Below are 17,941 nucleotides of genomic sequence, written 5' to 3' on the forward strand. Positions count from 1 at the left end.
GTTTTTTCCCGCCGCGGGGGGGGGGGGGGGGCGGGGGCCCCCCCCCCCCCCCCGGAACGGTGGAAGGGCGGGTAGGGGACCGCTCCGCGCAGCGGCGCCCAGGCTCGGCGGCGCACCCGCGCGGCTGGCAGCGGGCGTGCACGCCGCACCGGGCGGCCACGCAGCAGGGAGCGGCCGCGGACCGGGCGGCCGCGCCGCACCCGGGGGCGGCCCCACCGCCGGCGCCGCCTCCGGGTACCGCGCCGCGCGGCGACCGGTGCGGGTCCGCCCGGCCCGGGGGGAGTGGTACGGCCCGGGCGGACCCGTGTCACCGGCGGAGCCGTTCCGGACCGGGCCGGTGGACGGGCCCGGTACGGAAGCGGCCCGGCCCCGGCGGGGTCCGGCGACCAACCGGACCGCGGCGGAGCCGTGGTGCGCCGCCCGCGCCCGCCATGGAGTGTCGGGCAGACAGCAGGGGCGGGCGGCGCGGTGCCGGGTCGTCGCACTGTACGAGGGGGAGCCGACGACCGGGCGGCCTCCTTGGCGAGGCTCTTAAGTGAACCGCCCCGGACCCCCCGAGCGGCAGGGTGCGCAACGCATTTATGCGCGCACTCGGTTCACACCCCGTGTGAAGGAAACCCGGAACGCCCCCGCGCGCACCGCTCAGCCACTAGCCTGAAGCGGACGAGCCCTTGGAGGGGCCCATGCAGCCCAATGCACTGCTCGACGCCCTCCTCGCAGAGGCGGGCATGTCCCACGCCGGACTCGCCGCGCATGTCAACCAGGCGGGCCGGTCCCGCGGACTCGCGCTGCGCTACGAACACACGGCGGTCTCCCGCTGGCTGAAGGGGCAGCGCCCCCGCGGCCAGGTGCCCGACCTGATCTGCGAGGTGCTGGGCGGGCGGCTGCAACGGCCCGTCGGGCTCGACGACATCGGGCTCGGGATCCCCGGCCGGCAGAGCCCGCACGGCACCCGGCTCAGCGGCTTCGTCGACCGCGCCACCGCCCTGTGGCGCTCCGACGAGCTGGGCCGGCCCGCGCAGCTCACGGCGCAGGCCCTCACCGGCACCCCGGCCGTGATCCCGGTGTGGGAGTGGGAGAACCCGCCCGAGGACGCCGACGTGTCCCGGGTGGGGCGGCAGCGGATCGGGCCCGAGCACATCGAGGTCCTGCGGGCCGCCCGGGTGCACTACGAGCTGATGTACCGCCGGGCCGGCGGGATGGCCACCCGGGCCCGGATCGTGCGCTTCCTCGGCAGCGAGACCGCCCCGATGCTGCGCGGGACCTACTCCGACGAGGTCGGCCGCCCGCTGCACCGGGCCACCGGGTCCCTGGTGGCGGTCGCGGGGATCTGCGCGTACGACTCCGACGCCCACGGCCTGGCCCAGCGCTACTTCCACCAGGCGCTGCGGCTCGCCAAGGCCAGCGGGGACCGGGGGCTCGGGGCGTACGTGATCGCCCTGCTCGTCAACCAGTCGCTGCACCTGAAGGAGTACCGCCAGGCGGTGGCCTTCGCGGAGGCCGCGCTGCGCGCGGCCGGCCCGGACACCACCCCGGCGCTGGGGGCCGACCTCTACGCGATGCAGGCCAAGGCCTACGCGCAACTCGGCGACACCGCCGCGGCGTTGGCGTGCATCCGGCGCGCCGAGGCGGCCGCCGAGCGGATCAGGCCCGGCACCGAGCCCGCCGAGACCGGCTACGTCCAGCCCGGGCTGGTCAACGTACAGGTGGCGGAGGCCCTGCTCAGCCTCGGGGACCTCGCGGGGGCGCACGAACAGGCGGCCGAGGCGGTGGGGACCCCGGCGCACGACCGGGGGCGGGTGCACCGCCTCGCGATGCTGTGCGAGATCCAGCTGCGGCAGGGGGAGGCCGACCGGGCGGTGGCCTCGGCGGCCGAAATGGCCGAGCGGGCCAAGGGGATGGAGTCGCTGCGCCTGCGGGACCGGCTGAGGGCCGTCCGGGAGCAGCTGCTGAACAGCGGGTGCTCCGGCGCGGAGGAGACCGCGTACCTCATCGACGGGGCGCTGCGCGTTCCCCTGTGAGGGCGTCTGCTGCTGCCATGTTGCCACCAACGGATGCGGAAGGTGGCATTACCGTGCAGTGGACGAACCTGAGTGAGCAGACCGTGTACAAGAACCGCTGGTTCGATGTGAACCTCGCGGACGTGGAACTCCCCGACGGCCGGCACCTGGACCACTTCGTCATCCGGCTGCGGCCGGTGGCCGTCGCCACGGCCGTCAACGAGGCCGACGAGGTGCTGCTGCTGTGGCGGCACCGGTTCATCACCGACAGCTGGGGCTGGGAACTGCCCGCCGGGGTGGTCGAGGACGGGGAGTCGGTGGAGGCGGCGGCCGCGCGGGAGATGGAGGAGGAGTCGGGCTGGCGGCCCGGCCCGCTCCACCACCTGATGACCGTGGAGCCCTCCAACGGGCTGACCGACGCCCGCCACCACCTCTACTGGGCGGAGGGGGCCTCGTACGTCGGCGAACCCGAGGACGCCTTCGAGTCCTCGCGCCGGGAGTGGGTCCCGCTCAAGCTGGTCCCGGACATGATCGCGCGCGGGGAGGTCCCGGCCGCCAACATGGCGGCCGGACTCCTCCTGCTGCACCACCTGAGGCTGAACCGCCCCTAGGCCGTTCTCAGCCGTACGGGTAGAAGCCCGAGCCCGTCTTGCGGCCCAGGCGGCCCGCGTCGACCATCCGCTGGAGCAGCGGGGGAGCGGCGTAGAGCGGCTCCTTGTACTCGGCGTACATCGACTCGGCGATCGAGACGATGGTGTCCAGGCCGATCAGGTCGGACAGCTTGAGCGGGCCCATCGGGTGGGCGCAGCCCAGCTCCATGCCGTTGTCGATGTCCTCGCGGCTCGCGATGCCCGACTCGAACATCCGGATCGCGGACAGCAGGTACGGCACCAGCAGTGCGTTGACGACGAAGCCGGACCGGTCCTGGGCGCGGACGGCGTGCTTCTTCAGCACGTCCCGCACCAGGGCCTCGGACCGCTTGACGGTGTCCTCGCTCGTCGTCAGCGCCGGGATCAGCTCGACGAGCCGCTGCACGGGCGCCGGGTTGAAGAAGTGGATGCCGATGACCTGGTCGGGCCGCGAGGTCGCCACGGCCAGCTTGACCAGCGGGATCGAGGAGGTGTTGGAGGCGAGGATAGCGTCCGGGCGGGTGATCACCTGGTCCAGGACCTGGAAGATCTCCGTCTTGACCTGCTCGTTCTCGACGACGGCCTCGATGACGAGGTCGCGGTCGGCGAACTCGCCGAGGTCGGTGGTGAAGGTGAGCCGGGCCAGGGTGGCGTCCCGCTCCTCCTCGCTGATCTTGCCGCGTTCGGCGGCCTTGGTCAGCGAGTTGTGCAGCCGGGCGCGCCCGATCTCCAGGGCCTCCCCGGTGGTCTCGGCGACCTTCACCTCAAGACCGCTGCGGGCGCACACCTCCGCGATGCCCGCGCCCATCTGGCCACAGCCCACCACGCCGACCTTGGTGATGTCGGTCGGGAGGGTAGAGAGGTCCGTCACATCGTGCCTTTCGCTGCTCATCCATCGCGGGTCCCCCGTGTTCGGCAGTGGTAACTGCATCCCGGCGCCCGCCACGCCCCCCGACGTTACTCCCGCGTTGCCCCCGTCGGCGGCCCGGGGCGGGGCATGCTGTGCCCACGCAGAGGATTGTCACGGAGAGGAACGGAGTCGTCACATGAGGTACATCGGACGACGGGAACTGCTGGCGGGGGCGGCGGGAGTGCTGGCCACGACGGCCGCGGGCCCCGCGGCGGCGGGGGCCGCGGAGCCCGGGGCGGCAGCGGCGGTACGGGAACCGGCCGGGCCACCGGGGCTGCGCCCGGCGCGGACGGCCGCCGGCGGCCGCGCGGGGACCGCGCAGTTCCGGGGGATGTGGATCGCGACCGTACAGAACGTCGACTGGCCCTCCGAGAGCGGGCTGTCCGCGCGGGAGCAGCGCGCGGAGCTGGTCAAGCTCCTCGACACGGCGGTGGCGCGCCGCCTCAACGCGGTCATCCTCCAGGTCCGCCCGGCCGCCGACGCGTTCTGGCCGTCGACGCGCGAGCCCTGGTCGCAGTGGCTGACCGGGACGCAGGGCAAGGACCCGGGCTGGGACCCGCTGGGCACGGCCGTCGCCGAGGCGCACGCGCGCGGGCTGGAGCTGCACGCCTGGTTCAACCCGTACCGGGTGGCCAACCACACGGACCGCTCCCGGCTCGCCGCCTCGCACCCGGCGCGCCGCAACCCGGGCTGGACCGTCGCCTACGGCGGGAAGCTGTACTACAACCCGGGGCTGCCCGAGGTGCGGGCCTTCGTCCAGGAGGCGATGCTCGACGCCGTGTCCCGCTACCCGGTCGACGCGGTGCACTGGGACGACTACTTCTACCCGTACCCCGTCGCGGGGGAGTACTTCGACGACGACGACGCCTTCGCGGAGCACGGCGGCGCCTTCACCTCCCGTGCCGCATGGCGCCGCGACAACACCGACACCCTGGTGCGCGAGATGTCGCAGAAGCTGCGGGGGCGCAGCCCGGCGGTCCGCTTCGGCATCAGCCCGTTCGCGGTGTGGCGCAACCAGGGCACCGACCGGCTCGGCTCGGCGACCCGGGCGCTGCAGACGTACGACGACCTCTACGCGGACACCCGCAAGTGGGTCCTGCAGCGCTGGGTCGACTACATCGTCCCGCAGGCGTACTGGCACATCGGGAACGCGGCGGCCGACTACGCCGAGGTCGTGCGCTGGTGGGCGAAGACGGTAGCCGGCACCGGGGTGGACCTGTACGTGGGCGAGGCGCTGTACCGCTGCGACGCCCGCAGCTCCACCGCGGCCTGGCGCGACCCCGCCGAGCTGTCCCGGCACCTGACCCTCGCCGGCCGGTACGCGGAGGTCCGCGGCCACGCGTACTTCTCGGGGAAGTACGTGGCCGCGGACCCCAATGGTGCGCTGGCCAGGGTCGTCGCCGACCACTATCCGACGGCCGTGCCGCCGCGCTGACTCAGCGCCAGGTGGCGGACTTGCCCTCGGGCTTGTCCGGGTGGCGGACGACGCAGTCGGGGCCGGGGGACATGACGGCGTCGTGCCCGTCCGGGAAGTGGACCCGGTACGGGGGGGCGCCGTTCTCGCCCAGGACCTCGACGATCTCGCCCACCCTGTCGTGCTGGCCCACGACCCTGCCGTGCTGTACCAGCTGGTCGCCCTCGGTCGCGCGCATCTGCTGACCTCCTCGGAGCCGGTCCGATCCGGTGCCAGTAGTTTAGGCCGATCCGGGGTCATTTGACCCGTTGAGTCATGGTGATGCAGACGAGGACGGCGCAGGCGGCCAGCGGTGTGGCCGGGGACAGGTGCTCGCCGAGGAGCGCCACCGACCACACCAGGGTCAGCAGCGGCTGGGCGAGCTGGAGCTGGCTGGCGCGCGCGGTGCCGATCTCGGCCATGCCCCGGTACCAGACGTAGAGCCCGAGGAAGGTCGAGCCCGCCGCCACCCACACCAGACCGGTCACCCCGTGCCAGTTCAGGTGCACCGGCTCGGACGCCAGCGCGAACGCCGAGCCGGTCAGGCTCAGCGGCAGGCACAGCACCAGCGCCCAGCCGATCACCTGCCAGCCGGGCAGCGAGCGGGCCAGCCGCCCGCCCTCGGTGTAGCCGGCCGCGCACACCAGCAGGGCTCCGAAGAGGTAGGCGTCGCCGGCGGAGGGGGTGCCGCCGCTCTGGGCCAGGGTGAAGACCAGGATCACCAGGGCCCCGGCGACGGCCGCGGCCCAGAAGCGGCCCGACGGGCGGTTGCCCGTGCGCAGTGCCGAGAAGGCGGCGGTGGTCAGCGGGAGCAGCCCCACCACGACGGCGGCGTGCGAGGTGGTGGAGGTCCGCAGGGCCAGCGTGGTCAGCAGCGGGAACCCCACCACGACCCCGCCGGCCACCACGGCGAGCCCGGCCCAGTGCTCCCGGGCCGGCAGCGGCACCCGCCCGGCCAGCAGGAAGCCGCCCGCGACGGCGGCGGCCAGGACGCTGCGCAGTGCGACGAGGGACCAGGGGCCGAAGCTCTCCAGGCCCCAGGTGGTGGCGGGGAAGGTCAGCGAGAAGGTGACCACCCCGAGCAGGGCGAGGGCGGTACCGCTGCGCGCGGCGCTGCGGTGGTCCCCCACCTGCGCCGCTATCGAGGTCCGGAGAGTAGCGCTATTCTGTGCTGTCATGTATGAGCGTAGCAGTGTGGCCGAGCTGGCAGAATCCCTGCGATCTGAACTCGACCGCTACCCGGTAGGTGGAAAGCTCCCGTCGAGTCGGGCCATGGTCGAGCGCTACCGGGTCAGCCCCGTCACCGTCTCCCGGGCCCTCGCGCAGCTCGCCGCCGAGGGACTCGTCGTCACCCGGCCCGGCGCCGGAGCCTTCCGGGCCCACCCGCGTACGAGCGGCCCCGCGCCCGGCGACACCTCCTGGCAGGAGGTCGCCCTCAGCGCCGAGGGTGCCGGGGACGTCGTCCCGCGCTCCGTCGACGCCGGCGGGGTCACGAACTCCCTCGCCGTACCGCCCTCCGGGGTCATCGAGCTCAGCGGCGGCTACCTGCACCCCTCCCTCCAGCCCGAGCGGGCCATGGCGGCGGCCCTGGCCCGCGCCGGACGCCGGCCCGGGGCGTGGGGGCGGCCGCCCATGGAGGGACTGCCGGAGCTGCGCGACTGGTTCGCCCGCGAGATCGGCGGCGCCGCCGCCTCGGTCGGCGCCGCCGACGTGCTGATCACCGCCGGCGGGCAGAGCGCGCTGACCACCGCCGTCCGGGCGCTGGCCCCGCCCGGCGCGCCGATCCTGGTCGAATCGCCCACCTACCCCGGGCTGCTGGCCATCGCCCGCGCCTCCGGCTGCCGGCCGGTACCCGTCCCGATGGACGCCGAAGGGGTCCGGCCGGAGCTGCTGGGCGCCGCCTTCGAAGCCACCGGCGCACGGGTCTTCGTATGCCAGCCGCTGTTCCAGAACCCGACCGGCGCCGTGCTGTCCGCCGCGCGGCGTACCGAGGTGCTGCGCATCGCGCGGGCCGCCGGGGCCTTCGTGGTCGAGGACGACTACGCGCGCAACCTCGCCCACGAGGACGCCGGCCCGCTGCCCGCGACGCTCGCGGCCCAGGACTCCGACGGGGTCGTGGTCCACGTCCGGTCCCTGACCAAGGCCACCTCGCCCAGCCTGCGGGTCGGCGCGCTCGCCGCCCGGGGCCCCGTCCTGGACCGGCTGCGGGCCATCCAGGTCGTCGACAGCTTCTTCGTGCCCCGCCCCCTCCAGGAGGCCGCGCTCGAACTCGTCGGCGCCCCCGCCTGGCCCCGCCACCTGCGGGCCGTCGCCGCCGAGCTGCGCCACCGCCGCGAGGTCCTCGCAGGCGCCCTGCGCAGGGAGCTGCCCGGTGTCGAGCTCACCCACCTGCCCTCGGGCGGCTTCCAGCTCTGGGTGCGCCCCGGCGGGGACGGCGACGAGGCCGGATTCGCGGCGGCCGCCCTGCGCGCCGGGGTGGCGGTCACGCCGGGCCGCCCGTACTTCTGCGCCGAACCGCCCGCCGCGCACGTCCGGTTGAGCTTCGCCGGGGTGTCGGGGCCGGGGGAGCTGGTGGAGGCCGTGCAGCGGCTGCGGGGCGGGCTGCCCGAGGAGCTGCTCGGCAGGCCGGGCGCGGGCGCGTAAACCCCGTTGAGGGGCTGGTGGACCCGATCTAACCTGCGCATATGACCGAGATCGAGATCACCTCCCTGGCCGTCCGACCCGAACTGGCCCCCCGGCTGTGGGACATGGAGGACTCCTGGCCCGCGTTCGCCCAGAACGACCCGATCGCCTGGCTGCTGTACCCGCGCCTGGTGGCCGAGTTCCCCGAGTACGTCTTCATCGCCACCGACGGCGACGAGGTCGTGGCCCGGGCCTTCAGCGTCCCCTTCGCGCTGCACACCCCCGAGCGCGGCGGGGTCCTGCCCGGGCAGGGCTGGGACCGGGTCCTGATGTGGGCCTTCTCCGACCAGCGGCGGGGTGTCCGGCCGGACACGGTCACCGCCCTGGAGATCTCGATCGCCCGCGGCCGGCAGGGCGAGGGCCTCTCCGGCCGGATGCTCACCGTCATGCGCGAGGGCGCCCGCGCCGCCGGGTTCACCGAGGTCGTGGCCCCGGTCCGGCCGAGCGCGAAGCCCGCCGAGCCCGAGACCCCGATGGCGGAGTACGCGTACCGCACCCGCGAGGACGGGCTGCCGTACGACCCGTGGCTGCGGGTCCACGTCCGCGCGGGGGCGGTCATCGACTCGGTGGCCCCGGTGTCGATGACCATCAGCGGCACCCTCGACCAGTGGCGGGGGTGGACCGGGCTGCCCTTCGACACCCCGGGCCCGGTCCGCGTCCCCGGCGCGCTCAGCACCGTCCACTGCGACCCGGAGCACGACCGCGCGGTCTACGTGGAGCCGAACGTCTGGGTCCGCCACCCGCTCGGCGCCGCCCCGGCCTCCTCCGCGTGATCGCGGTCCGCGCCGCCGGCCCGGGTGACGGCGACGCCCTCGGCGAGATCCACTCCGCCGCCTGGGAGGCCGCGTACGCGCCCTTCTTCGCGCCGGAGTTCGCCGCCGAGGGCGTCCGCAGCCGGCGCACCCGCTGGCACGCGCGGCTCGCCGAGGACCCGCGGACGCTGCTGCTGGCCGAGGCCGGCGGCCGCCCCCTGGCCATGTCCTGGTCCGCCGCCTCCGGGACCCGGCCGGGCTTCGCCGAGATCCTCAGCTTCTACGCCCACCCCGACGGCTGGGGCACCGGCGCCGCCGCGGTCCTGATGGAGGCGACGCTGGCCCGGCTGCGCGCGGACGGCTTCGCCCGCGCCCACCTGTGGACCCTGCGGGACACCCCGCGGTCCCGCCGGTTCTACGCCAAGTGCGGCTTCACCGGGACCGGTGCGGTACGGGGCGCGGACTTCGGCGACGGCCACCCGCTTGAGCAGGTCGAGTACGAGCGGGAGTGTTGAGTCAGGACCCCTTTCGGACAGGGTGACGGCGACGAGGAAGGGCTTTGCATAAAACTGCATAGGTACGTATAGTCATGCCATCGAGGAGGAGGGTCCGATGGTGGTACGTGTAGCGGTGGCCGGAGCGAGCGGATACGCGGGCGGTGAAGTCCTGCGCCTGCTGCTCTCGCACCCCGAGGTCGAGATCGGCGCGCTGACCGGCCACTCCAACGCCGGACAGGCCTTCGGCCCCCTCCAGCCGCACCTCGGCCCGCTCGCCGGACGGACCCTGGAGGCGACCACGCCCGAGGTCCTCGCGGGCCACGATGTCGTCTTCCTGGCCCTGCCCCACGGGCAGTCCGCCGCCGTCGCCGCCCAGCTCGGCGACGAGGTCCTCGTCGTCGACATGGGCGCCGACCACCGGCTGAAGGACCCGGCCGACTGGGACAGGTTCTACGGCGCCCCGCACGCCGGCACCTGGCCCTACGGGCTCCCCGAGCTCCCCGGCGGCCGGGCCGCCCTCGCCGGGACCAAGCGCATCGCCGTCCCCGGCTGCTTCCCGACCGCCGTCTCCCTCGCCCTCTACCCCGCCTACCAGGCGCGGCTCGCCGGGCCCGAGGCCGTGATCGTCGCCGCCACCGGCACCTCCGGCGCCGGCAAGGCCCTCAAGCCGCACCTGCTCGGCTCCGAGGCCATGGGCACCGTGACCCCCTACGGCGTCGGCGGCGCCCACCGGCACACCCCCGAGATGGTGCAGAACCTCTCCCCGCTCGCCGGGGAGAAGGTCTCCGTCTCCTTCACCCCCCACCTGGTGCCCATGCCGCGCGGCATCCTCGCCACCTGCTCCGCCAAGGCCCTGCCCGGCACCACCGCGGAGTCGCTGCGCGCCGCGTACGAGAAGGCCTACGCCGACGAGCCCTTCGTCCGGCTCCTCCCCGAGGGCCAGTGGCCCACCACCAAGGCCGTGTACGGCTCCAACGCCGTCCACGTCCAGGTCGCGTACGACGAGTCCGCCCAGCGGATCATCGCCATCAGCGCGATCGACAACCTCACCAAGGGCACCGCCGGCGGCGCGGTGCAGAGCATGAACATCGCCCTCGGGCTCCCCGAGGCACTGGGTCTTTCCACGATTGGAGTGGCGCCGTGAGCGTGACGGCTGCACAGGGATTCACGGCGGCGGGCATCGCCGCCGGGATCAAGGCGAACGGCAACCCCGACCTGGCCCTCGTGGTCAACAACGGGCCGCGACTGGCCGCCGCGGGCGTCTTCACCTCCAACCGCGTCAAGGCCGCCCCCGTGCGCTGGTCCGAGCAGGTCCTGCGCGGCGGCACCGTCAGCGCGGTGGTCCTCAACTCCGGCGGCGCCAACGCCTGCACCGGCCCCAAGGGCTTCCAGGACACCCACGCCACCGCCGAGAAGGTCGCCGCCGTTCTGGGCGGCGAGCACAACGCCGGCGAGATCGCCGTCGCCTCCACCGGCCTGATCGGCGTCCTGCTGCCCATGGACAAGCTGCTCCCCGGCATCGAGACGGCCGCCGCCGCCCTCTCCGCCGACGGCGGAGAGGACGCGGCCGTCGCCATCAAGACCACCGACACCGTCCACAAGACGGCCACCGTCTCCCAGGAGGGGTGGACCGTCGGCGGCATGGCCAAGGGGGCGGGCATGCTCGCCCCGGGCCTGGCCACCATGCTCGTCGTCCTCACCACCGACGCCGACCTCGACAGCGCCACCCTCGACAAGGCGCTGCGGGACGCGACCCGCACCACCTTCGACCGGGTCGACTCCGACGGCTGCATGTCCACCAACGACACCGTGCTGCTGCTCGCCTCCGGAGCCTCCGGACAGGTCCCCGCGTACGAGGCCTTCGCCGACGCCGTGCGCACCGTCTGCGACGACCTCGCCCGCCAGCTGATCGGCGACGCCGAGGGCGCCAGCAAGGACATCCGCATCGAGGTGATCGGCGCGGCCAGCGAGCAGGACGCGGTCGAGGTCGGCCGGTCCATCGCCCGCAACAACCTGCTCAAGTGCGCCATCCACGGCGAGGACCCCAACTGGGGCCGCGTCCTGTCCGCCATCGGCACCACGAAGGCGGCCTTCGACCCGGACCGGCTGAACGTCGCCATCAACGGCGTCTGGGTCTGCAAGAACGGCTCCGTCGGCGAGGACCGCGACCTGGTGAGCATGAAGGACCGCGAGGTCCGCATCACCGCCGACCTGTCCACCGGCTCCGAGTCCGCGGTCATCTGGGCCAACGACCTGACCGCCGAGTACGTCCACGAGAACAGCGCGTACAGCTCATGAGCACCGCGAGGCGCCACACCGCGCTCCCCAAGGCCGAGATCCTCATCGAGGCGCTGCCCTGGCTCACCCGCCACAACGGCAAGGTCGTCGTCATCAAGTTCGGCGGCAACGCCATGATCGACGAGGATCTGAAGGCGGCCTTCGCCCAGGACGTCGTCTTCCTGCGCCAGGCCGGCCTGCGGCCCGTCGTCGTGCACGGCGGCGGCCCGCAGATCAACGCCCAGCTCGACAAGCAGGGCCTGGTCAGCGAGTTCAAGGCCGGCCTGCGGGTCACCACCCCGGAGGCCATGGACGTCGTACGCATGGTCCTGGCGGGCCAGGTCCAGCGGGAGCTGGTCGGCCTGCTCAACCAGCACGGGCCGCTCGCCGTCGGCATGACCGGCGAGGACGCCCACACCATCACCGCCACCAAGCACACCCCGCGGATCGGGGGCGAGGCCGTCGACATCGGCCGGGTCGGCGAGATCACCGCCATCGACACCGGCGCGATCGAGGCCCTGCTCGCGGACGGCCGGATCCCGGTCATCTCCTCCATCGCGCGCAGCGCCGACGACGGCCACGTGTACAACGTGAACGCCGACACGGCCGCGGCCGCGCTCGCCGCCGCACTCGGCGCCGAGACGCTGATGGTCCTCACCGACGTCGAGGGCCTCTACGCGGACTGGCCCAACAGCGACGAGGTCATCAGCCGGCTCACCGTCAGCGAGCTGGAGAAGCTGCTGCCCGAGCTGTCCAGCGGCATGGTGCCGAAGATGGAGGGCTGCCTGCACGCCGTGCGCGGCGGCGTCAGCACCGCCCGGGTGATCGACGGGCGGGTCCAGCACTCGATCCTGCTGGAGATCTTCACCGACGAGGGAATCGGCACGATGGTCGTGCCCGACGCACAGGGAGGGGACAGCGCGTGAGCGCCAACCAGGGGACGGCCGGTCAGGAGACCGGCAACCAGCGCTACGCCGCCCGCTGGGAGGGGGCGCTGACCAACAACTACGGCACCCCCGCGCTGGCCCTCGTACGCGGTGAGGGCGCGCAGGTCTGGGACGCGGACGGCAACCAGTACACCGACTTCGTCGGCGGCATCGCGGTCAACGCCCTCGGCCACGCCCACCCGGCGGTCGTCTCCGCCGTGACCGAGCAGATCACCACCCTCGGCCACGTCTCCAACCTCTACGCCTCCGAGCCCGTCCTCGCACTCGGCGAGCGGCTGCTCCAGCTCTTCGGCCGCGAGGGCCGCGTGTTCTTCTGCAACTCCGGCGCGGAAGCGGTCGAGGCGGTCTACAAGATCGGTCGGCTGACCGGGCGGACCCACATGGTCGCCACCGGCGGCGGCTTCCACGGCCGGACCATGGGCGCCCTCGCCCTCACCGGCCAGCCCGGGAAGCAGACGCCCTTCCTGCCGCTGCCCGGCGACGTGACGCACGTCCCCTACGGCGACGTGGAGGCCCTGCGGGCCGCCGTCACCGAGGAGACGGCCTTCGTGCTCATCGAGCCCGTCCAGGGCGAGAACGGCGTGGTCGTCCCGCCCGCCGGCTACCTGACGGCCGCCCGCGAGATCACCCGCGCCACCGGGACGCTGCTCGCCCTCGACGAGGTGCAGACCGGCATCGGCCGCTGCGGCAGCTGGTTCGAGCACCAGCAGCACGAGGGCGTCGAGCCCGACCTCGTCACGCTCGCGAAGGGTCTCGGCGGCGGTCTGCCCATCGGCGCGGTGGCCGCCTTCGGCCCGGCGGCGGACCTGCTCCAGCCCGGCCAGCACGGCACCACCTTCGGCGGCAACCCGGTCGCCTGCGCCGCCGGCCTCGCCGTGATCGACACCATCGCCGCCGAGGGGCTCCTTGACCGGGTCAAGGCCCGCGGCGAGCGGCTGCGCTCCGGAATCGAAGCCTCCGGTCACGGGCTGGTCTCCCACGTCCGCGGGTCCGGCCTGTTGCTGGGTATCGTGCTGACGGAGCCGCTCGCACCGAAGGTGCAGCTCGCGGCCCAGCAGGCCGGATTCCTGGTCAACGCGCCCGCCCCCGACGTGGTACGGCTGATGCCCCCGTTCGTCATCACCGAGGCCGAGGTGGACGCGTTCGTCCGGGCACTTCCCGGCATCCTCGACGAAGCGGGACGATCCGGAGAATGAGACGACGATGAGCCAGGCGCAGGAACCCGAGCAGAACGGCGGCCCCTCCGTCCCGCAGACCCGCACCGCCCGCCACCGCCGGATCGTGGACATCCTCAACCGGCAGCCGGTCCGCTCCCAGAGCCAGCTGGCCAAGCTGCTCGCCGACGACGGGCTGAGCGTCACCCAGGCGACGCTCTCCCGCGACCTCGACGAGCTGGGCGCGGTCAAGATCCGCAACACCGGCGGCGAGCTGATCTACGCGGTCCCCAGCGAGGGCGGCTTCCGCACCCCGCAGGCCCCGCTCGGCGAGTCGGCCAAGGAGGAGCGCATGCGGCGCCTCTCCGGCGAACTGCTGATCTCGGCGGAGGCCTCCGCGAACCTCGTGGTCCTGCGCACCCCGCCGGGAGCGGCCCAGTTCCTCGCCTCGGCGATCGACCAGGCCGAACTCCACGCCATCCTCGGCACCATCGCGGGCGACGACACCCTGATGCTCATCAGCCGCGACCCGGCCGGCGGCCAGGCCCTGGCCGACCACCTGCTGCGGCTGGCGCAGAAGGAGGGCTAGCAGGCCCTCCCTCAGTACCGGGTCACGGCCAGCGGGCCGGCCTCCGTGCCGATCGCGATGTGCGGGCGGCGCCGGGGGTCGGCCCAGCGCAGCAGCTCGCGCATGGCGCCACGGGGGACGGAGACGCAGCCGGCCGTGGCGCCCTTGCCGTCCACGTGCAGGAAGATGCCCGCGCCGCGGCCGCGCACCGGCTCGTCGTAGTTGAAGCCGATGACCAGGGCGTGCGCGTACTGCCGCTCGTACGTCACCAGGTGCTCGGACTCGCCCGGCGCGCAGTCGGCGGGCAGCGGCTCCGTCCAGCGGTTGTAGGCGGCCGAGGCGTTGTCCTGGCACCACCACGAACGGTCCGTCACCCGCCGGTAGGCGTACTCCGTTCCGGCCGGGGCGTGCGCGATGCCGAAGGCGTACGGCAGGTCGTACAGGCCCGCCGGGGTGGTGTTCGTGCCCTGGACCCGGGTCGTGCCCTCGGTCAGGCCGTTCGCCCCGAACCGGGCCGGCGCGCTGCCCGCCTCGAACCAGCGGCCCGCACGCCGGTCCCACCAGGTCAGCACCCCGGTCGTGGACCCGGGCGCCGGGGCGACGGCGGTGATCAGCTGGCTGCCGCCGCCGGTGTCGGCGAGCCGGGCCGGCAGCGGGTCCGGGCCGTACGGGAAGAGGCCGGCGAGGATCAGCGAGCCCGTGAGCAGGGCGGTACGCAGCACACGTCAGACGGTACGGCCGGCGGGCCCGGCCGCCGCGCAGGCAGGCCGGGGCGGGGTGTCACAGCAGCCGCAGCCGCTGGACGTCCAGCACCCGGGCCGCCCGCGCCAGCAGCACGCCCAGCTCCGCCTGGTGCGCCTCCCCCTCGTCGAGGGTGCTGAGCCAGTTCCAGTTGGTCACGGTGCTCCGCGCGTACAGGCCCAGCACCGGATCCGGGTCCGTCATCATGGCCACGGAGGCCCGCAGTTCGGCGCTCCCGCCCCGGCCGCGCAGCAGCCGGAACGCCGCCCGGCGGACGTGCAGCGGCCACTCGGGGCCGGTCCGCTCCGCCAGCGCGGCGGAGTCCAGCCGCTCGGCCACCCGGAGCAGGCTGGACGCGGCCTCGCGGGACACCGAGGGGGACGGGTCGTCCAGCAGCGCGAGCAGGACCGCGTCCTCGACGTCGAGGCCCAGCGCGCGCAGCCCGGCCACGGCGGCGGCCCGTACCGGGCCCTCGGGGTGGTCCAGCAGGGCGTGCAGCAGCGGCCCGTCGTCCTGTCCGGCCACCTCCCGGAAGCCCGCCACCGCGTACCGGGTCACCCGCCGCCGGTCCGTGACGAGCGCGCGGTAGTGCGCGTACGGGTCGCCGCCGTCCTGCCCCAGCAGCCAGCGGGCGCAGGCCCGTACCCGGCCGGCCCGGTCCGTCAGGTGGTCCACCGCCTCGGCCGCCCGCCCGGCCCGGCGCAGCGCGGTGACCCCGGCGGCCCGCACCGCGACGAAGCGGGAGCCGAGCAGGGCGTCGACCGCGCCGTCGTCCGGTCCGCCGGCGGCCATCGCCGCCAGGGCGGCGTCGGTCCAGGTCCGGCCGGTCACCGGATCGCGGTCGGTGGCGGCCCGCCGGGCGAGCTCCCGGGCGTCGTAATGCCCGCAGGCGGCGGCGACCCGGGCCGCGAAGCGGCGCGTCGGCCGGTCGGCGCTGCCCGCCAGACGGTCGATCATGCCCCCGCGCTGCCGGGGGGTCAGCGAGTTCCAGCTCCAGGTCGTCGAGGCCAGCCCGGGGCGCCACCACGCCGCGAGGAGGGAGTACCGGCCGCTCACGGCGGCCTCCAGCTGCTCCACGCCCCAGCCCCCGTGCTCGCGGCCGCCCAGCCGCAGGGCGAGCGGGACGAGTGCCGTCAGCACGTGGGCGGGGTCGTCGGCCATCGGCAGGTTCAGCACCCGGCGGGCCCGGTCCCGGTTGCCGACGGGGTGGTGGGCCACCGCCCGGCCCAGCACCCTGCGGGCGCGGTCGCGGACCTGGGGGACCCAGTCGGCGCACCGGATCAGCACGAGCGCCAGTGGCGGGTGGCGCCACGCGGCGAGCGCGGCCATGCGCACCCGCCCGTCGGGGTGGCACAGCCGGGCCTCCAGCCGGCCGCTGCCCTCCCACGGGCCGCAGTCGCGCTGGAGGCGGCGCACCTCCTCGTCGAAGGCGATCCAGGCGTCCGGGCCGTTCCCGACGAGCCTGGCGGCCACCGGAGATTCGTCCCCCTCCAGCAGGCTCCTGGCCACGGTGCGTCCCCATGACGCGTTCTCGGCCGCGCTCCACATACGCCCCTCCCCGGGATCGTTCCGCTCGCGTGATCGTAGGCGGCCGCCGCCGGTCGGCGCCCCCGATATACGGCCTGGTCAGCGCCGGGGCACCGGACCTCGATTGACGAAACATACGGAGCAATGCATAGTTATGCCTACACCCCGGCCGGTCGCGCGTCGCATCGCGCCGTGAATCGTTTGACGCTGTACCGAGACGGCCTCCCCGCTTCCTGCGCGGTGGGGAGACCGTCGCACCACCACCCTCAGAGGAGCAGTAGCTGTGAGCAGCAACAACGGTGACGTCCGGCTCTGGGGCGGCCGGTTCGCCGACGGCCCGTCCGAGGCCCTCGCGAAGCTGTCCGCGTCGGTCCACTTCGACTGGCGCCTCGCGCCGTACGACATCGCCGGCTCGCGCGCCCACGCCCGCGTGCTCGCCAAGGCGGGCCTGCTCACGGCCGAGGAGCTCGACCGCATGATCGCGGGCCTGAACCGGCTGGAGGCGGACGTCGCCGACGGCTCCTTCACCGGCACCATCGCCGACGAGGACGTGCACACCGCCCTGGAGCGCGGCCTGCTGGAGCGCCTCGGCCCCGACCTCGGCGGCAAGCTGCGCGCCGGCCGCTCCCGCAACGACCAGGTGGCCACCCTCTTCCGGATGTACCTGCGCGACCACGCGCGGATCATCGGCGGACTGGTCGCCGACCTCCAGGACGCGCTCGTCGGCCTCGCCGAGGCGCACCCGGACGTGGCGATGCCGGGGCGGACGCACCTCCAGCACGCGCAGCCCGTCCTGTTCGCCCACCACGTACTGGCCCACGTCCAGTCCCTGTCCCGGGACGCGGAGCGGCTGCGGCAGTGGGACACCCGTACGGCCGTCTCCCCGTACGGCTCCGGCGCCCTGGCCGGCTCCTCGCTCGGCCTGGACCCGGAGGCGGTCGCGGCCGACCTGGGCTTCGAGCGGGGCTCGGTCGGCAACTCGATCGACGGCACGGCCTCGCGGGACTTCGTCGCCGAGTTCGCGTTCGTCACCGCGATGATCGGGATCAACCTGTCCCGGATCGCCGAGGAGATCATCCTGTGGAACACGAAGGAGTTCTCCTTCGTCACCCTCCACGACGCCTTCTCCACCGGCTCCTCGATCATGCCGCAGAAGAAGAACCCGGACATCGCGGAGCTGGCGCGCGGCAAGTCGGGGCGCCTCATCGGCAACCTGACCGGCCTGCTGGCCACCCTCAAGGCGCTGCCCCTGGCCTACAACCGGGACCTCCAGGAGGACAAGGAGCCGGTCTTCGACTCCTGCGACACCCTCGAAGTCCTGCTGCCGGCCTTCACCGGGATGATGGCCACCCTCACGGTCAACCGGGAGCGGATGGAGGAGCTGGCCCCGGCGGGCTTCTCGCTCGCCACCGACATCGCCGAGTGGCTGGTCAAGCAGGGCGTGCCCTTCCGGGTCGCGCACGAGGTCGCCGGCGAGTGCGTCAAGGAGTGCGAGGGGCTCGGCATCGAGCTGGACGAGCTCACGGACGAGCAGTTCGCGAAGATCTCGGAGCACCTGACCCCCGAGGTCCGTACCGTCCTCAACGTCCCCGGAGCGCTCGCCTCCCGCAACGGCCGCGGCGGCACCGCCCCGTCGGCGGTCGCGGTCCAGCTCACCGAGCTGAAGGCCGACCTGGTCATCCAGCACGCCTGGGCGGTCCACAAGCAGTAGCCGCAGCGCCCGCAGGGGCGGTGGGGGGGGGGGGGGGCCCCCCCCCCCCCGGGGCGGGGGGGGGGGGGGCGGGCGCGGGGGGGGGGGGTGCGG

The 17,941-nt window shown here is 74.3% G+C and carries 17 protein-coding genes; 12 read left to right on the plus strand and 5 right to left on the minus strand.

From position 1 onward, the window contains the following. Nucleotides 1-683 precede the first annotated feature (683 nt). On the plus strand, nt 684-2,021 hold the full coding sequence (locus tag ACQKM2_RS36620; protein ID WP_427717476.1) for a transcriptional regulator: 1,338 nt from the start codon (nt 684-686) through the stop codon (nt 2,019-2,021). Nucleotides 2,022-2,074: 53 nt separating this feature from the next. Then, entirely contained in the window at nt 2,075-2,611 is a 537-nt protein-coding gene (locus tag ACQKM2_RS36625; protein WP_427717478.1) for an NUDIX hydrolase, read from the plus strand. Between the two features lie 7 nt (nt 2,612-2,618). Here the strand turns inward: ACQKM2_RS36625 and ACQKM2_RS36630 are convergent, their stop codons facing one another. Beyond that, nucleotides 2,619-3,521 carry a 3-hydroxybutyryl-CoA dehydrogenase gene (locus tag ACQKM2_RS36630; RefSeq protein WP_427717480.1) on the minus strand — a complete coding sequence of 301 codons (903 nt, stop codon included), beginning with the start codon at nt 3,519-3,521 and terminating at the stop codon, nt 2,619-2,621. 154 nt (nt 3,522-3,675) lie between these two features. Here ACQKM2_RS36630 and ACQKM2_RS36635 point away from each other — a divergent pair, with 154 nt between their 5' ends. Then, nucleotides 3,676-4,974, plus strand: coding sequence for a glycoside hydrolase family 10 protein (locus ACQKM2_RS36635; protein WP_427717483.1), 1,299 nt, complete (start codon nt 3,676-3,678; stop codon nt 4,972-4,974). Between the two features lies 1 nt (nt 4,975). Here ACQKM2_RS36635 and ACQKM2_RS36640 read toward each other — a convergent pair whose 3' ends face one another. Next, the gene (locus ACQKM2_RS36640) at nt 4,976-5,191 is read right to left on the minus strand and encodes a DUF1918 domain-containing protein (protein WP_362468972.1); all 216 of its coding nucleotides are present in this window, start codon (nt 5,189-5,191) and stop codon (nt 4,976-4,978) included. A gap of 58 nt (nt 5,192-5,249) precedes the next feature. Further along, entirely contained in the window at nt 5,250-6,170 is a 921-nt protein-coding gene (locus ACQKM2_RS36645) for a DMT family transporter (RefSeq protein WP_427717487.1), read from the minus strand. On the opposite strand from ACQKM2_RS36645, the gene ACQKM2_RS36650 reads away from it, so the two are divergent. From ACQKM2_RS36650 to ACQKM2_RS36685, 8 genes are all read left to right on the plus strand, one after another. Continuing rightward, nucleotides 6,169-7,635 carry a PLP-dependent aminotransferase family protein gene (locus tag ACQKM2_RS36650; protein ID WP_427717489.1) on the plus strand — a complete coding sequence of 489 codons (1,467 nt, stop codon included), beginning with the start codon at nt 6,169-6,171 and terminating at the stop codon, nt 7,633-7,635. The two genes, ACQKM2_RS36645 and ACQKM2_RS36650, sit on opposite strands and share 2 nt — an antisense overlap. A 41-nt stretch (nt 7,636-7,676) precedes the next feature. After that, entirely contained in the window at nt 7,677-8,447 is a 771-nt protein-coding gene (locus tag ACQKM2_RS36655) for an N-acetyltransferase (protein ID WP_427717492.1), read from the plus strand. Beyond that, a complete protein-coding gene (locus ACQKM2_RS36660; RefSeq protein WP_427717494.1) occupies nt 8,444-8,941 on the plus strand; it encodes an N-acetyltransferase family protein in 498 nt (165 codons plus the stop codon). The genes ACQKM2_RS36655 and ACQKM2_RS36660 overlap by 4 nt, the downstream gene beginning before the upstream one ends. A gap of 97 nt (nt 8,942-9,038) precedes the next feature. Next, the gene (argC, locus tag ACQKM2_RS36665; RefSeq protein WP_427717497.1) at nt 9,039-10,067 is read left to right on the plus strand and encodes an N-acetyl-gamma-glutamyl-phosphate reductase; all 1,029 of its coding nucleotides are present in this window, start codon (nt 9,039-9,041) and stop codon (nt 10,065-10,067) included. Next, on the plus strand, nt 10,064-11,221 hold the full coding sequence (gene argJ, locus ACQKM2_RS36670; RefSeq protein WP_427717499.1) for a bifunctional glutamate N-acetyltransferase/amino-acid acetyltransferase ArgJ: 1,158 nt from the start codon (nt 10,064-10,066) through the stop codon (nt 11,219-11,221). Before argC ends, argJ begins: the two co-directional genes overlap by 4 nt. After that, nucleotides 11,218-12,126, plus strand: a complete 909-nt coding sequence (argB, locus tag ACQKM2_RS36675; RefSeq protein ID WP_427717502.1) for an acetylglutamate kinase — start codon at nt 11,218-11,220, stop codon at nt 12,124-12,126. Before argJ ends, argB begins: the two co-directional genes overlap by 4 nt. Then, nucleotides 12,123-13,343: an acetylornithine transaminase gene (locus ACQKM2_RS36680; protein WP_427717504.1), complete on the plus strand. Its 1,221-nt coding sequence runs from the start codon at nt 12,123-12,125 to the stop codon at nt 13,341-13,343. The genes argB and ACQKM2_RS36680 overlap by 4 nt, the downstream gene beginning before the upstream one ends. A gap of 7 nt (nt 13,344-13,350) precedes the next feature. Then, nucleotides 13,351-13,890, plus strand: coding sequence for an arginine repressor (locus ACQKM2_RS36685; RefSeq protein WP_007263124.1), 540 nt, complete (start codon nt 13,351-13,353; stop codon nt 13,888-13,890). Between the two features lie 11 nt (nt 13,891-13,901). On the opposite strand, the gene ACQKM2_RS36690 is transcribed toward ACQKM2_RS36685, so the two are convergent. Beyond that, nucleotides 13,902-14,588: a L,D-transpeptidase family protein gene (locus ACQKM2_RS36690; protein WP_427717545.1), complete on the minus strand. Its 687-nt coding sequence runs from the start codon at nt 14,586-14,588 to the stop codon at nt 13,902-13,904. A 61-nt stretch (nt 14,589-14,649) separates the two neighbouring features. Further along, entirely contained in the window at nt 14,650-16,119 is a 1,470-nt protein-coding gene (locus tag ACQKM2_RS36695) for a hypothetical protein (RefSeq protein ID WP_427717506.1), read from the minus strand. A gap of 301 nt (nt 16,120-16,420) precedes the next feature. On the opposite strand from ACQKM2_RS36695, the gene argH reads away from it, so the two are divergent. Continuing rightward, a complete protein-coding gene (gene argH / locus ACQKM2_RS36700) occupies nt 16,421-17,848 on the plus strand; it encodes an argininosuccinate lyase (protein WP_427717508.1) in 1,428 nt (475 codons plus the stop codon). Nucleotides 17,849-17,941 lie beyond the last annotated feature (93 nt).

Source organism: Streptomyces sp. NPDC004126, from assembly GCF_050275515.1.
Classification (GTDB): domain Bacteria; phylum Actinomycetota; class Actinomycetes; order Streptomycetales; family Streptomycetaceae; genus Streptomyces.